This is a genomic window from Cryobacterium inferilacus (genome assembly GCF_019599185.1).
In the GTDB taxonomy this organism is placed as follows: Bacteria; Actinomycetota; Actinomycetes; order Actinomycetales; family Microbacteriaceae; genus Cryobacterium; species Cryobacterium inferilacus.
The window spans coordinates 1-14,872 of sequence record NZ_JAIEUL010000035.1; the positions used below are offsets into that span (position 1 = coordinate 1).

A 14,872-nucleotide genomic window follows, 5' to 3' on the forward strand; every position below is an offset into this window, starting at 1 on the left:
ACTCCTCGATCGGGCATGTCACGCCAGTGGAGTTCGAGATGCAATACTCGTCACAGGCCGCTGAGATCCAACTCGCCGCTTAACCCGTGTCCACTCTCCGGGGTCAAGGCCAAACGATCAAGCCCGGGCCCAGGACGGCTACTGGGAGTAATACCCAAGCGGCCCGGGCACCAGCCCGGGCCGCTACCACCTCGTCAGAACTGCGCTACCACCTGCCTGGACTCGCGCTACCAGCTGGCGCTACTCGCCAACGGGGTGAGTTAGGCTGTCGAAGTGGACAACGAGGGGGACGGCCGGGATGAAGCGCGCATGCGCGATCTCGCTATAGGGCCCTCGAACTCACCACCGTTCGCGAGGTTCCGACGTGTCCGCAGGGAACTGGTCGGCTTTTTTCTGAGTACGTTGCTGGGGCTGAGCATAGATCTGGGACTCTTTGCATGGGGCGTTGCTGCCGGCCTGATGCCGGGTCTGGCGAATCTTCTGAGCTCAGCGTGCGCCGTCACCGTCATGTATTTTCTATCGAGCCGACTGACCTTCCGCTCCGCTCAAACAACAAGCCGGTTTGTGCTATTTGTCATGTGGTACGTCGCCTCGATCATGGTTTTCTCTCTGCTCGTGCAGGTCGCTCACGACACATTCGCGGTAGAGGCTTTCTGGGCCAAGCTCCTGACGCTACCCCTCTCGTTCGCGGCTAACTTCGTGGCTGTGCGCTTGATCATGACTTATCGAGTTCGTAACTTAGGAAGAAGCACATGAAGGAAGCGCAGGCGTTCCTGTTCGATCTTGACGGGACGCTTGTCGACACCCGCGAAGCGAATTTTCTGGCGTACCGTGATGCGTTCGAGCTCCTCGGGCGGTCGCTTACCCGGGATCAGTTTGCCGACACGTGGGGGAGCGATTCCCGTGTTTTCATTCCGGCGCTGTTGCCCGGAATCGGAATCGCGGATGTTGACATGATTCGTAGCCACAAGGCGGGCCTTTACGGGCAGTACGTCGACAAGTCCCAGGGAAACTCGGCCTTGATCGAATTTGCACGTTCCATGCGTGGAGTTGTTCAGTTGGGGCTGGTCACGACGGCGAAGTCGGCGAACGTACGTTCGGTGCTGCGCGCTCACAATCTGAACGGACTGTTTGACGTGACGGTTTGTGGAGATGACGTCTCTCAGCCGAAACCAAGTCCCGAGGGATACACCAAGGCCCTGGACCTGCTGGGAGTTGAACCCGGTGCGGCTGTCGCCTTCGAAGACTCGCACACCGGAATCACCGCAGCGACCGCTGCCGGCATCCTCGTAGTACCGATTCGGGCCTTCAATGCTTAGCAAGTTCGGGCGCACGCGGGCAGGATTGACGGGCCTCGCCTTGGTTGGCGGGTCCTTGTCGTTAACTCTCAACTTCGGTGCCTATCTCGACGGCGTGGGCAGAGCGATCGAGGTAGCCGGGGCGTTCTCGCTGCATTTCTGGACAGCGGTGATTCTGGTCCTTCTCGGCCATGGGCTGCGGGCACAGCGCACGCGATTAGCTATAAACAACGCTTTTCCCGCGCCGTGGAGGGCGCATTTCGGGGCACTGAGTGTCGGCTACTTTTTCGGCGCGATTCTGCCATTTCGGCTGGGCGAGGTGATCCGAACGTGGCTCTTGGCCCGGCGCCTGCGAATCAGCCTCTTGTACACCTTCGCGACAGTAGCGCTTGAGCGGGTGCTGGACATTGCGCTAATTTCCTTCCTATTCCTGGCCGGTACGTTCCTGTTCCCGGGCACCGAACATTCTGCCCTCGTCACCGCCGCCGTCGTCGCTCTCGTGGGATCGCTGGCAGTCATCTTGGTCTTTGCGACTCTGATGAGTGGAAACGGAAGCGTCATGAAATTTGTCGGATGGGCGACGTCGCTATTCAACCCGCAGATTCAAGGGCGCACTCAATTTTCGGCCTGGACGCTGATCTACGGATTTCAACGACTCGCGAAGAAGCCGCGGCAGATGGTGCTGTATCTCGGCGCTTTTCTCGGCTCCTGGGCTTGCTACCTGACGGCGACCGCGGTTCTGGTCCTCGTGTTGCTCCCAGCGTTCCCTATTAGGGAAACCGTCAGCGCAGCGGTTGGGCCGTTCATTCTGGCTGCAAGCTCCCCTTGGCCGGCGATGCCGGACTCTTACGTGGGCATATTGGGCGAGCTTGACGTGCCGGACGCGAGTGCGATTCTCCTCGGCTCGGCGACCTGGTTCGCCCTCGCCATTCCGATTGCAGTGATCGGGCTGATCTGGACCCCGCTCTATTCGGTGCGCGTGGGTCGAGGACCCCAGAGTGTTGTGCAGGTGGAACTGCCTGGGAACCGCAACAAGCTGGACCGCAGCGAACTGTCAGGCCGCGATTTTCCCAAGTTCTTGAACGCGTACTTTCGCGGGGAATCGCTGTTTCACGTTCTTCACGAATTGGAAGTGCGCGGTGATTTGACGCTGGTTCGGGTCTTCAAGGGTGGTTCGAACGCGGTCGCAGTTCTGTCCCGCCAGGGTGGCGAGCTCAGCGTGCAGAAGCTGGTTCCCCGGGCACATGCTGAAAAACTCAAGATGCAGTACGACTGGCTGATCGCCCATGGCCACCATGACCGCATCGTTCAAGTCATCGGCGACTCATCCGGCGACGCGTTCTACTCGATCGAACTGGAATACTGCGCCACTTCAGTTCCGATGTTTGAATTCATCCACGTGAACCCAGTTCCTGAATCCGAACGCAAGCTCACGGAGCTATGGGCGTTCATGTTCGACAACATCTACACCGTCCATGAGCCGGCACTCCACGCCGACGAACTGGAGCAGTACGTCCAGGAACGTTTTGTTGAACGGGTGAATGCTGTCGCCACGGTGCACGACGATCTGGCTCGAGCCCTCGAAGGCGAGTTCATATCAATCAACGGTCGCACGTACTCGAACTTCCACACAGTGATGGCGACCATTCGTCAGAGCCCCGAGGCGTGGTCCGACCTCTGTACCTATCAGGCGTCGGATGCAATCCATGGTGACCTCACCATCGACAACATCCTGATTGATCGGGCCGCGGATACCTTCACGATCATCGACCCGTCTGACGACAACAAGGTGCGCGGCCCGGTGCTCGATTTTGCCCGACAGTTCCAGTCCCTGAGGATGGGATACGAGTTCCTCAACCTGGACGAGTCGCCGGTGTCCCTCGGTACCGACGCGGCGGGACAGCAGACCATCGAGTTTCCCACGCTGCGGTCGGAACAATACGTTCAACTTGAGGAGTTCCTCTTCTCTGAAATCGCAATAGCGCGGTTGACCCCCGGGGAATTGCGGTCGATCGATTTTCATGTCGGTCTCCTTTACGGCCGGATGCTCTCGCATCGAGTCGTCATGGACCCTGAGACGGTACTTCGCTACTACGCGACATGCGTCGTAGGACTCAACCGATTCGCCAGCCAGTACACACCAGTGAGGTCCGCCCTGTGATTGCCCGCACCATCGTCGCTATTCCCGCCTACAACTGTGCAACCCAACTGGAACGTGTCCTGAATGGGGTTGACGAGAGGCTGATGGGACGGGTCGAAGAGTTCTGGGTGTTCGATAATCGCAGCACCGATGGAACTCTGGCAGCCGCTGTCGAGTATCAGCGCCAAGGCCGCATACCGAACCTGCGAGTGTTTCAGAACGACGTGAATGTCAACCTCGGAGGTACGCACAAAATTGCCTTCGACAAGGCGCGGACGATCGGGGCGACTCACGTCGCCATTCTTCACGGCGATGATCAGGCCACCACCGAGGAGCTCCACGATCTCCTGGACATTGCCTCCTCGTCGGTTGCCGTCGGCGCCGTGCTTGGTTCCCGGTTCAACGGGCGTTCTCGCCTTCGAGGGTACGACTGGAAGAGGATTGCGGGTAACAAAGTCCTCAACCTGATCTACTCAGCGACGGCGGGGCGCCGCCTCGAGGATCTCGGTTCCGGCCTGAACATTTTCGAAGTGGCCCGGCTGGACCCGAAGACATATCATCGGTTCGCCGACGCTTTAACCTTCAACTTCGAATTGATTCTCGATCTGGTCGCACGCAGAGTGCCCTTCACCTTTGTTCCGATCACCTGGGAGGAAAGCGACCAGGTTTCCAACGCACGCAATGTCAACGTTTTCCTGGGTGCGCTGCGCATCCTTACGCGGTGGCGCCTGGTGCGCCCCACGAGCCAGCCGGCCGTGGATCAGGCCCGCTACTCGTCGACTGAAATTAAGGGCTAGCACATGATCCAGATTCTCATGCCAATGGGCGGGCTCGGGCAGCGCTTCAAAGCTGTCGGCATCGACACGCCGAAGCCTCTCATCGAGGTCGATGGCAAGCCGATGTTCCGAAAGGCGCTGTCCTCGTTCGACGGGCTTCAGGCGCCGAAGACACTGACTGTGATCGTGAGAGAGGACGATGACGCCGATTCACGCCTATCCAGCCAAATTCTGGCGTCGGAGCCGTCCGCGACAATCGTTCATCTCAAGAGCAACACGCGTGGAGCGGCAGAAACGGCGCTTCTCGCCCGGGACGTTCTCGACGCTGACCAGCCGCTGGTCATCCTCGACTGCGACATCGCGTTCACCAGCGATGACTATCTGGCGACTATCGCCACGGATGCCGGCGACGACGGTGTTCTCCTGTCATTTCATTCCACGGACCCTCGATACAGCTACGTTGAGGCAGACGAACTCGGCCACGCCGTCCGAACCGCTGAAAAGGACCCGATCTCGAATAACGCCCTCGCGGGCTCCTACTTCTTCCGTCGGGCGAGCGTCTTCTTCGACGCGGCTGAACGCCTGCTGGAACGGCCGATCAGCCCGGCAATGCCCGAGTACTACATGTCGCTGGTGTTCAACGAACTCCTGGCGGCCGGCGCTCACGTTGGCGTGGCCAACGGAGACTTCTATTGCTTCGGTACTCCCCAGGAGCTCGCCGACTACCAGGAAACCGGGCTGCCTATCGGCTCGGGAACGGCGGACGAATAACCGTGGATCATGTGGCAAGAGCCGTAAAGACGCTCCTGCAGCACAAGCTGCTCGTTTCGTTGTTCCTCACCTTCCTCCACTTATTCCTGATTCTTCCGATCAACCAGGCAATATTCTTCGATATTCCTGGGGATGATTCGAAAAAGGCGATCACGTCCTTGATCCTCCGCGCGGGTTTCGCGGTGCTCCTGTTCGGCTTGATCTACAGCGTGCTCAAGTTCGCCGAAGGAATCGTAGCCGGCGGGCTGCTGTATCGGCGATGGCTCCTCGCCGGTGGTGTGTACTTACTGGTCAACGTGGTCGTGTTGGCGTTCATCTGGCCGGGATACTGGGTGTGGGATGAGTACTTCCTCCTGAACGGCGTTCGCGATGGAACGCTCCCGGTCTGGCAAGGACTCTTCACGGGCATCTTCTACGTTTTCTGCCTCTATCTCATCCCGACAGGTGGCGGGGTCGTGATCGTGCAGGTTCTCATCGCCTCAGCCGTAGTGGGGTACGTCATTGCGCAAACGGCTGGGCTCCTCAAACGGAGCTGGCTCGCCGGACTGCTTCTCATTCCGTTGGTGAGCGCACCTGTGCTGCTCTACAACTTCTATCCGCTCCGCCTCACGGTGTACAGCTATCTCGAACTACTGGTGCTCTTCCGCCTGATTCTCATCGCGAAGGGCAACGCCAGAACCACCAATCGCTACGTCGAATTCATGGCATTGAGCGCCGCTATCATGCTGCTCGCAGTGTGGCGCTCTGAAGGCGTCTACTACCTGATATTGCTTCCGATCCTGTTCATCGCCTTCAAGATGTTCAGAATCAAAGGGGAGAAGCTCCTCGCGCTTGGTGCAACGGTTGTATCCTTGGCGATCGTTCTTGGAGGGTATGGCCTCAACAAGTCCGCGACCGACCCGAGATACGAGGTCACGGCGACCCTGAATCCGCTCTCTGTGATGTTGCAGCAGCCCCTGAAGGGAGACAAGCTTGAGGATAGCCTCGCGGCCATCGATCGAGTGATTGATCTCGAGGTGGTCAAGGAGATGCCAAGCGCCTACGAGATCCCCTCCTTCTTCGCAGGCGCACTCAGGCCGGATTTCGAAGCTAACCTCGGCGGATACAACCGGGCATTCCTCCAAGTAGTGATGGACAACCCGGGGGCCTTCGTAAGTGCGCGCGTCGACACGTTCATAGCCGCGAATGCCTTGACCGACAGATTCCCGCAGATCTTCGGGGCGAGAGCCTATCTGACCGAACCGACTCCCAGGGTCTTGGAAGTCCGTGACAAGTTCGACAAGAACAACTACTTCTCCAACGCCCTAAGCCCAGAGGTGCGAGACAGCACAATACAAGCACTTCTGATGGTCGACGATGATGGAAAGCCAAGCATTGGCGCCAAAGTCACGTGGACCGTCATCCCGGTCGGGATTCTGCTGCTCGTTGCACTAGGCGTTGGAATTGCTCGAAAAAAGTGGATTGCAGCGGGCCTAGTCACACTGGTAGGAGCAAGATTGGTCCTGATCTTCCTCACGGCGCCTGCGCTTTACTTCATGTATTACCTGCCAGTGTTCTTGTCGGGGTGGATGCTGCTGGCGTACTACAGCGTCGTCGTGCTGGACCGGAACTTTGGTTGGGTCCACAAAACGACTCAGCCCGTTCGGCGGCTGGTCGTATCGCGGCGCACTCAATCGGCGGACGCGCACCATGCACATGTCTCGGTAAGCACCGCTGGGGCGGAGAGCGGCCCCCGTTAGTTTTTCCCTCGTCGACGACGAGGGCGAAGCAGACACCAGCGGGAAAAGAGTCTAGATTTGTGCGCTGTCAAGCCGACCGGAGTTACCAGGGTTAGGTATAGACGTTTTTCGGGGATGTTGATCCCGACGGTGCCTGCTGCTGCGGCTGCTGCTGCTGCTGGTGCTGTCGGTCGGGTGCGGAATCGTCCCGGGTGCTTGTGGTGTCGGCATCCAAGGGAGCCAGACGGGCGAGGGCCACTGCATCGAATCGTGCATTGTGTCATTCAGCGCCACGGTTGGTGTGGTTGAGAGGCACCCGAAAGGCTCCTTCCACCAGGTGAGAGCCAAGTGGTCGATGGATTCTGAGGATCAATGGCGAAACTGCGTCTCTCAGCTGCGAAACCAAGGGCTTTTGGCACGGTAGATCGCCGTACAGGGGATTGTGCCGGCCTGTCGGCGGACATGGATAACCGCCCACCGGCGTCCGATAGGGAATCGCCGCTTCGCGACCGCCTGGCCATAGCGGTGGCCCACAGCTGGCCAGCCCAATCTCGCAATAGTGGGACATCGTGAGTATTTGAAGCCTTGAGCGCCACCAGTTATTGCGGTTGAGCGCCACTGAATATTGCGTTTCAGCGCCACTGGGTATTGCCGGTGAGCGCCAGCGGTTCAGCTCGCGCTCACCGGCGTGGGTCACGCCGCGTTGTCCGCGGTGTGTTCGCGCATGTTGGTGCCGCCGGTCTCGATCCAGATCGTGCGGTGCACGATGCGGTCCATGATCGCGTCGGCGTGAACGCCGGATCCCAGGCGCTGATGCCAGTCCTTCTTGGCGTACTGGGTGCAGAACACGGTCGAGGTGGTGTCGTAGCGGCGCTCCAGGAGTTCGAGGAGCATGCTGCGGGTGTTGTCGTCCGGCTGGTCGAGCAGCCATTCATCGATCACGAGGAGGGTGAACGCCGCGTATTTCCGGAGGAACTTCTCTTTGCCTCCGGGCTTGTCGCGGCCGGCAGCCCAGGCTTCTTCGAGGTCGGGCATGCGGATGTAGTGCGCTCGATACCGGTGTTGGCAGGCTTGCTTCGCGAGTGCCGATCCGAGGTAGGACTTTCCGGAGCCGGTGAATCCTTGGAACACGACGTTCTGCCGCCTCTCGATGAAGGTGCAGGTGCCCAGCTGGGCGATTGAGTATTTGCGGGCTTGGGGGCCAGTGAATATTGCCTTCGGGGGCCACCGGTATTGCCTTTGGGGGCCACGCAGTCGCGCGGTCGGGGGCCAGCGGCGCCCGACCGCGCGAGTGTCTATGCCGTGACCTGGCCGGCGGTGTGTTCTCTCATGTTGTGGCCGCCGGTCTCGATCCAGATGGTGTTGTGCACGATGCGGTCCATGATCGCGTCAGCGTGAACCCCAGAGCCGAGGCGCTGGTGCCAATCCTTCTGGGCGTATTGGGTGCAGAACACCGTTGATGCGTGGTCGTAACGCCGCTCGAGGAGCTCCAACAGCATGCTTCTTGTGCTTTCGTCGGGCTCGTCCAGGAGCCATTCGTCGATCACCAGGAGCGAGAACGCGGCGTACTTGTTCAGGAACTTCGTGGTCCCGGACGGCTTGTCTCGGGCCAGCTGCCAGGCCTCTTCGAGCTCTGGCATGCGGATGTAGTGCGCTCGCACCCGGTGCCGGCATGTTAGCGGCCATGCAAAACTGGGTGTTTTCTACCCAACGTCGCATCACTTGATCAAATTTGGGGCTGTTTCTCGAGCCTATCGAAGTGCGCTTGAGCGGGTTCCCAGTTGCGTGATTCGCGAGGGCGACCATTGATCTTTGCGGCGACTTCAGCCAGGCGCTCGCGACTGTGTTGGTTGAGGTTGGTGCCCTTGGGGAAGTACTGGCGGACGAGCCCGTTGGTGTTCTCGTTTGAACCACGTTGCCATGGCGAATGCGGGTCGCAGAAGTAGACCGGGATCGTCGTGTCCTTCTTGAACTGCAGGTACTCCGACATTTCTGAGCCCTGATCCCACGTCAGGGATTTGCGCAAGTGTGGAGGCAGCGCTGCCATGGCTTGACCGACGCGTTCACGGACGGTGGGGGCGTCCCGCTTACCGTTCAGGTGTACGAGCAGCAGCATGCCGCTGGTGCGTTCTACGAGGGTTGCGATAGCGGAACGGTTGAATGTTCCGCAGATCAGGTCACCTTCCCAGTGCCCGGGAACAAGTCGGGTCTCGACCTCGGCGGGGCGCTCGCTCAGCAGCGGGCCAGAGAACCTCGAACGGCGTTTTGTGCTGTGACGGTGGGTCAGGCGTCCCCGGCGTCCGGTCCGGAGATGGCTGGTCATTTCCCGGGATAGCCCAGTCGCTTTCGGCGCGTAAAGGGCCTGGTAGATGCTTTCGTGCACAACCTGCATCTCGGGCCGCCCCGGAAAATCGACGCTCAGCTGGTGACTGATCTGTCGAGGGCTCCACTGTTGGAGAAGGTGCTTCACGATGGCGTCCCGCAGTTCTGGGTTGCCGGCGATTTTGCCGAGACGAGGGCGTTTGCGTGCGGCGTCCGCCAAGACCTGCGCTGCACGGGGAGCATATCGTTTCAGGCGTGGCGACCGATTTCGGATCACCTCGCGGCTGATCGTCGACGGACTTCTCCCCAACGCGGTTGCGATCTGCCGCAGGCTCTGGCCCGCTTGAATCGCGTCAGCGATCCGAATGCGCTCACTCTCGGAGAGGTATCGAGGCGATATCTCCGGTGGCGCTTTCAGCGAGATCGGAGCGTACGTCGTCGCGCGACCGTGAGCGTCCGTCACCGTGCGCCCGTGTCGCCACCGCATGCCCGTGCGCCGGTTGATGTTCAGTTTTCGGCACGCCTCGGCGTTGCTGATTCCTTGCCTCATCAGCTGAGCGTATTGGTTACGTGCCTCGACCATCGGCAAAGCACCGGCGACCTTTTGTCGCTTTCTTGGACTGCCTGGCATCGGTTCTCCTGAACCTTGGGTGATGCGACGATGGCTAGAAACCGCCCTGCCCATAGGCGGCCACGGAACGGCCCACTGACGGCCAGTAGAACTGCCCGCTGGTGGCCATGAGATCTGCCCACTTCTATTTCTGAACCCCCGCCCGGTTACACGGCGGGAGCCCCTTCCTGGGATTTGATGACGGTGTCTAGTCGCATCAAAGTCGCCCAGGAAGAGGCCCTGAATGAAGTTTGACGGAGAAATCATGGAAATACTCGCTGCCTACGACCTGACCGGGTCGTTGCGCGCCACAGCCGAGCTCACCGGATGCTCGCACCACACCGTTGCCCGGCACGTCGCGGCCCGCGACGCGGGCCGGCCCATCGCGGAACCCGCGTTCCGGGGCCGGGTCACGGACCCGTTCCTGCCCAAGATCGAGGAATGGGTCGAGAAGTCCCTGGGCAAGATCCGCGCCGACAAAGCCCACGAAAAACTCCGCGCTCTGGGCTATGACGGGTCTGAGCGGTCGACCCGGCGGGCGGTCGCGCAGGTCCGCGCCGCGTTCCGGCTGGGCCAGGTTCGAGTGCACCGGCCCTGGATCACCGAGCCGGGCATGTGGTTGCAATACGACTTCGGCGACGGCCCCGTCATCGACGGGAAGAAGACCGTCTTGTTCGTCGCCTGGCTGGCCTGGGCCAGGTTCCGCATCGTGATCGCGCTGCGCGACCGGACGGCGCCGAGCGTGTTCGCCGCGTTGGATCGCTCGTTTCGGATCTTGGGCGGAGCGCCGACCTACGTCCTGACCGACAACGAGAAGACCGTCACCGTCTCGCACGTTGCCGGTGTTCCGGTGCGGAACCCACAGACGGTCGAGTTCGCCCGCCACTACGGCGTGACCGTGCTCACCTGCCAGCCGGCCGACCCTGCCTCCAAGGGTGGGGTGGAGTCGTCGGTGAAGCTCGCCAAGGCTGACATCGTGCCCAAAGACACCAACCTCCGGGCCGAATACGCCTCGTTCGCGGAGGTCGAAGCGGCTTGCGAGGCGTTCATGGTCGAGGTCAACAACCGGGAGCACCGCGCCACCAAGCGCAAGCCCGCGGTGATGCTCGAGGAGGAACGACCCCGGCTGCACCGGGTCCCCGACACCGCACACACCGTCGCCCTCGGCCTGACCCGCATGGTGCCGGACAACACGCCGATGGTCACGTTCGAGACCGGCCAGTACTCCGTTCCCGCGCACCTGCTCGGCGCGCGGGTGTTCGTTCGCAGCCACGGCGTTGGGGCCGACGAGCAGGTCGTCATCGTCCACGTCGGCAGCGACGGCCCTGTTGAGGTCGCCCGACACCACCGGGCCCGGCCCGGCAGCCCACGCATCGACGACGCCCACTTCCCGAACCACAAGGAGAAGATCCCGGGCGACTACACGATCACCCCGCGCAGCACCGCAGAGACCGAGTTCCTCGCCATCGGCGCCGGCGCGCACGCCTGGCTGCTCGAGGCCGCCGCGGTCGGCACCGCGCGGATGAACGTGAAGATGGCCGAGGCCGTCGCCCTGGCCAAGATCAGCGGCACCGCCCGAGTCGACGAGGCCCTCGGCCAAGCGGCGACCTACGGGCGTTTCGCGACCGGTGACCTCGCCTCCCTTCTCAGCGCGGGCGGCGCCCGCCCGCCGGCGCGGTCAGCGACCGAGACCAGTTCGCTTGCGCAAGGCACCGCCGGGTGGGCTGCGATCGGTCAGACCACCGAGGACGAGCTGGAGCAGAGCGCATGAGCGTCACACAGACCGCCCCGCCCGCCCTGCCGGCAGAGCTGGAGGCATTGATGCGGCAGCTGAAGATGCCCTACGCCCGCGCCCTGGCCCCCGAGCTCATCGCCACCGCCCGCGCGCAACGATGGGAACCCACCGAGATCATCAAGGCCCTCTTCGTCGAGGAAGTCACCGGCCGGTCCCGGTCAATGCTCGCGACCCGGCGCCGCGCGGCAGGGTTCCCAACGGGGAAAACGTTCGATACCTGGGACGAGTCGGCATCGTCGATCCCGGTGCCCACCCAGCAGGCACTACGGACGTTGGAATGGATCGGCCGGAAGGAGAACGTCGTCGTTTGCGGCCCGTCAGGGACCGGGAAGACGTTCTTCCTCGAGGCCCTCGGCCAGCAAGTCGTCGAGGCCGGCATGCGAGTCGCCTGGTTCCGCCTCGAGGACCTCGGCGCGCTGGTCCGGGCGCACCGCGCTGACGACTCCGTCGGCCGGGTCGTGGCCCGGATCCTGCGCTCGGACCTGATCGTGATCGACGACATCGGCCTGCTCGAAGTCGGCGCCGACGCGGCCGAGGGACTCTATCGACTCGTCGATGCCGCTTACGAGAAACGGTCCATCGCGATCTCGTCGAACCTGCACCCGGCGGGCTTCGACGAGCTCATGCCCAAGACTCTCGCGACGGCGACCGTTGACCGGCTCCTGCACCACGCCCACGTCTGCCAAACCTCGGGCGACTCGATCCGCCTCACCCAGGCCCTCGCCGGGAAGGGCGTCACGAAGATGAGTTAGACAACCGACGACCGCGCATGGCCAACGCCACCAACACCCAGGTGGGCAGATCTGTTGGCCATGAGTGGGCAGTTTCCGTGGCCACCAGCGGGCAATTCTGCTGGCCGCCTACGGGCAGTTCTCATTGGCCATTGACACCGGCAGGCCGCTTTCGCCAGTGCGCAGCCCAGATACGATTTCCCCGACCCGGTGAAGCCTTGGAACACGACGTTCTGCTGCCGGTCGATGAACGAGCAGGTGCCCAGGCCGGCGAGCATCGACCGGTCGAGGCCGCGTTCCTCGACGAGGTCCAGGCGGCGCAGGTCAGCGTTTGGATAGCGCAGGTTCGCCCGGCGGATCAGCCCCTCGACCTTGGTTTGGGTGAAGACGGAGTGGGCGTCGTCGACGGCGAGTTTGACTCGCTCCTCGAACGCCAGCCCGAGGGTGAGGGTGTCGTCTTGGGCGTCGAACGCGTCCAACAGGGTGGTCACGCCCATTTCGCGGAGTTTGCGTTTGGTCTCGATATCGATCCGGCTCATCGTGCACCACCTCCGGCGTAATAGTCGGCGCCGCGGACGTATCCGCCCGGTTCGGGCTCGGTCGGCTCGAAACGCGGAATCCTGCGGGCGCCTGTCTTGTCTTGCTTGTCTTGTCCGGTCTCCAGGATCGGCTGCAAGTGCGCATACCGGGGCGAGCGAACACGACCATCCAGCGCAATCTGACACGCTCTTTCCACTCGCTCGCTGGAGTAGCGCCGGCTCAGCCGCAGCACGGCCAGTGCCGCGTCGAAGCCTTGCTCTTCCACCGGCACGGCCTCGAAGATCCTGTTCACCACGGCCACCATGTTCGGTCCGATCCGTGTCGCCCAGGCCCGAATCCTGACGCTGTCCCACTCGCGATATTTCTCGCCCTGGGGCTGGTCGGCATCGTTGGTGCGGTATTCGTTCACGACATGCTCGCCAAACAAGAGATGGCTGGTGAGCCGCTCGTGGTTGCGATAGACCTCCAGCAGCCGGGAGGTGATGCGCAGGTCCACGGCCTGGCCGATATGCGCGTAGGGCACGGAGTAGAAGTTCTTCTCCCAGACCACATGCCCGTTCTTCTGCACCCGGCGCCCCAGAATCCACCGGCTGATCTCGAAAGACGCCGACGGCAACGGCCTCAGCAACGCCTTCTCTTCGGCTTCAAACACGCTCAGCCGTGAGCCGGCGCGCTTCTGGAACGGCTCCCGATTGTAGGCATTCATCCGCTCCCGGATCGCGGCCCGCAGTTCGGGAAGCGTCCCGAAGCTCCGATGACGTAACCCCGCAATCACCCAGGTAGCAACATGAGAGACGGTGTTCTCCACGGACGCCTTGTCTTTGGGTGCCCGAGGTCGGCCCGGCAGCACCGCTGCCGAGTAGTGCGCGGCCATCTGGCGGTAGGCGTCGTTCAATACGACCTCACCCTCGCGCGGGTGCTTGATCACGCCGGTCTTTAGGTTGTCGGGCACGATCCGGGGAACCGTTCCGCCGAACCACTCGAACATCGCGACGTTCGCCAGCAGCCAGGTGTCTTGCCGCATATCCAGCGCCGGCTCGACGAACGCATACCGAGAGAACGGCAGGCACGCGACGAACAAATACACCCGAGACGTCTCGCCCGTGACCGGGTCGACGAGCTGCATCGTCGGGCCCGACCAGTCGACCTCGACCGTCCGCCCGGCCTTGTGGCCTACCCGGGACGCTGCCCCCGTGACCAACGCGTGCGCTGCGTAGGACTTGCAGAATCGGTCGTAACCCATCGCCGGCTGCCCCGTCACTGTGCACCGGTCGGCGTACTCGCCATGGAGCAGCTTCAGCGTCACCCCGACCTTGGCGAGCTCTTTATGCACCCCGTCCCAATCAGGCTGCACGAACACACTCTCGTGCTCGCCCCGACCCGGGAACAGCAGCGCATACACCTCGGCCTCGCTGCGGCCGGCAAGGCCGTCGCTGCCAATGCCTGCCTTCTCCGCGGCGTCAAATACCGCCAGCACACTCTTGCGCGACATGCCCTGAGCGAGAGCGATCGCGCGCCCCGTCATACCCTCGGCTCTGAGCTGAAGCACGAGCTTCGCGTTGATCCTTCGTACCATTGTTGATTACTCCTTCTGCCGCGTGCCTATACACGCGGCGGAAGGAGCTAAGCAGATGGCCCCCAACACCAATATTCAGTGGCCCCCGAGCACGCTACCGGCCACACCGCCCGGTGGCCCCCAAAGGCAATAACGGTGGCCCCCAGGCGCGCTAATACTCAGGTGAGTATTCGAGGTCTTGAGAGCCACCCGATCGTGCGGTTCAGAGCCAGCGATCGTGCGCAAGAGAGCCAGTGGCGGTGTGACTGGGAGCCACTGGCTCTCTCGTTTGCTGTTAGGCGGTGGCGAGGGCGGTGTGCTCGCGCTTGTTGTAGGTGCCGGTCTCGACCCAGATCGTGTTGTGGATGATCCGGTCCATGATTGCGTCGGCGTGGACTCCCGAGCCGAGGCGCTGGTGCCAGTCCTTTTGCGAGTACTGGGTGCAGAACACGGTTGAGGTCTCGCCGTAGCGGCGTTCCATCAACTCCAGCAGCATGGTGCGCATCGATTCGGTGGGTCGGTCCAGTAACCACTCGTCGATGACCAGCAGGGTGAACGCGGCGTATTTGCGGAGGAACTTCCCGGCCCCGCCGGGGCTGTCTTGGGCGGCGACCCA

The 14,872-nt window shown here is 62.1% G+C and carries 11 protein-coding genes and 3 pseudogenes; 8 read left to right on the forward strand and 6 right to left on the reverse strand.

All coding sequences use genetic code 11. The features are described 5' to 3' along the window. The first annotated feature begins 273 nt into the window (after positions 1-273). Genes K2F54_RS18420 through K2F54_RS18445 form a run of 6 tightly spaced genes read left to right on the forward strand, consistent with a single transcriptional unit; the run spans position 274 to position 6,724 of the window. Positions 274-756, forward strand: coding sequence for a GtrA family protein (locus K2F54_RS18420; RefSeq protein ID WP_220607316.1), 483 nt, complete (start codon positions 274-276; stop codon positions 754-756). Beyond that, a complete protein-coding gene (locus tag K2F54_RS18425; RefSeq protein ID WP_220607317.1) occupies positions 753-1,319 on the forward strand; it encodes an HAD family hydrolase in 567 nt (188 codons plus the stop codon). Before K2F54_RS18420 ends, K2F54_RS18425 begins: the two co-directional genes overlap by 4 nt. Further along, positions 1,312-3,459: a lysylphosphatidylglycerol synthase transmembrane domain-containing protein gene (locus tag K2F54_RS18430; protein WP_220607318.1), complete on the forward strand. Its 2,148-nt coding sequence runs from the start codon at positions 1,312-1,314 to the stop codon at positions 3,457-3,459. Before K2F54_RS18425 ends, K2F54_RS18430 begins: the two co-directional genes overlap by 8 nt. Next, the gene (locus tag K2F54_RS18435; protein WP_220607319.1) at positions 3,456-4,235 is read left to right on the forward strand and encodes a glycosyltransferase family 2 protein; all 780 of its coding nucleotides are present in this window, start codon (positions 3,456-3,458) and stop codon (positions 4,233-4,235) included. The genes K2F54_RS18430 and K2F54_RS18435 overlap by 4 nt, the downstream gene beginning before the upstream one ends. Before the next feature lie 3 nt (positions 4,236-4,238). Then, a complete protein-coding gene (locus K2F54_RS18440; RefSeq protein ID WP_220607320.1) occupies positions 4,239-4,985 on the forward strand; it encodes a glycosyltransferase family 2 protein in 747 nt (248 codons plus the stop codon). A gap of 11 nt (positions 4,986-4,996) precedes the next feature. Next, positions 4,997-6,724, forward strand: a complete 1,728-nt coding sequence (locus K2F54_RS18445; protein WP_220607321.1) for a hypothetical protein — start codon at positions 4,997-4,999, stop codon at positions 6,722-6,724. 672 nt (positions 6,725-7,396) lie between these two features. Here K2F54_RS18445 and K2F54_RS19735 read toward each other — a convergent pair. From K2F54_RS19735 to K2F54_RS18460, 3 genes and pseudogenes are all read right to left on the reverse strand, one after another. Next, positions 7,397-7,891: pseudogene (locus K2F54_RS19735) on the reverse strand (ATP-binding protein); the annotation flags it as partial. 107 nt (positions 7,892-7,998) lie between these two features. Further along, positions 7,999-8,376, reverse strand: a pseudogene (locus K2F54_RS18455) (ATP-binding protein); the annotation flags it as partial. Positions 8,377-8,429: 53 nt separating this feature from the next. Beyond that, complete coding sequence (locus K2F54_RS18460) at positions 8,430-9,575, reverse strand: IS30 family transposase (RefSeq protein WP_220607323.1); 1,146 nt, start codon at positions 9,573-9,575, stop codon at positions 8,430-8,432. Positions 9,576-9,879: 304 nt separating this feature from the next. On the opposite strand from K2F54_RS18460, the gene istA (K2F54_RS18465) reads away from it, so the two are divergent. Then, entirely contained in the window at positions 9,880-11,406 is a 1,527-nt protein-coding gene (istA, locus tag K2F54_RS18465) for an IS21 family transposase (RefSeq protein WP_220607324.1), read from the forward strand. Then, positions 11,403-12,182 carry an IS21-like element helper ATPase IstB gene (gene istB / locus K2F54_RS18470; RefSeq protein WP_220607325.1) on the forward strand — a complete coding sequence of 260 codons (780 nt, stop codon included), beginning with the start codon at positions 11,403-11,405 and terminating at the stop codon, positions 12,180-12,182. The genes istA (K2F54_RS18465) and istB overlap by 4 nt, the downstream gene beginning before the upstream one ends. 137 nt (positions 12,183-12,319) lie before the next feature. Here istB and K2F54_RS18475 read toward each other — a convergent pair. The 3 genes and pseudogenes from K2F54_RS18475 to K2F54_RS18485 all read right to left on the reverse strand — a co-directional run. Continuing rightward, positions 12,320-12,700: pseudogene (locus K2F54_RS18475) on the reverse strand (ATP-binding protein); the annotation flags it as partial. Then, positions 12,697-14,277: an IS21 family transposase gene (istA, locus tag K2F54_RS18480; RefSeq protein WP_220607327.1), complete on the reverse strand. Its 1,581-nt coding sequence runs from the start codon at positions 14,275-14,277 to the stop codon at positions 12,697-12,699. The gene istA (K2F54_RS18480) and the pseudogene K2F54_RS18475, both read right to left, overlap by 4 nt. Before the next feature lie 274 nt (positions 14,278-14,551). Next, on the reverse strand, positions 14,552-14,872 hold a 321-nt coding region (locus K2F54_RS18485; RefSeq protein WP_220607328.1), incomplete at its 5' end, for an ATP-binding protein.

What these genes read in the sequence shown, in the direction of transcription:
- istA (WP_220607327.1), bottom strand. Translation starts at nt 14,277, where the DNA reads ATGGTACGAAGGATCAACGCGAAGCTCGTGCTTCAGCTCAGAGCCGAG.
- K2F54_RS18430 (WP_220607318.1), top strand. Translation starts at nt 1,312, where the DNA reads ATGCTTAGCAAGTTCGGGCGCACGCGGGCAGGATTGACGGGCCTCGCC.
- istA (WP_220607324.1), top strand. Translation starts at nt 9,880, where the DNA reads ATGAAGTTTGACGGAGAAATCATGGAAATACTCGCTGCCTACGACCTG.
- K2F54_RS18425 (WP_220607317.1), top strand. Translation starts at nt 753, where the DNA reads ATGAAGGAAGCGCAGGCGTTCCTGTTCGATCTTGACGGGACGCTTGTC.
- K2F54_RS18460 (WP_220607323.1), bottom strand. Translation starts at nt 9,575, where the DNA reads ATGAGGCAAGGAATCAGCAACGCCGAGGCGTGCCGAAAACTGAACATC.
- K2F54_RS18440 (WP_220607320.1), top strand. Translation starts at nt 4,239, where the DNA reads ATGATCCAGATTCTCATGCCAATGGGCGGGCTCGGGCAGCGCTTCAAA.
- istB (WP_220607325.1), top strand. Translation starts at nt 11,403, where the DNA reads ATGAGCGTCACACAGACCGCCCCGCCCGCCCTGCCGGCAGAGCTGGAG.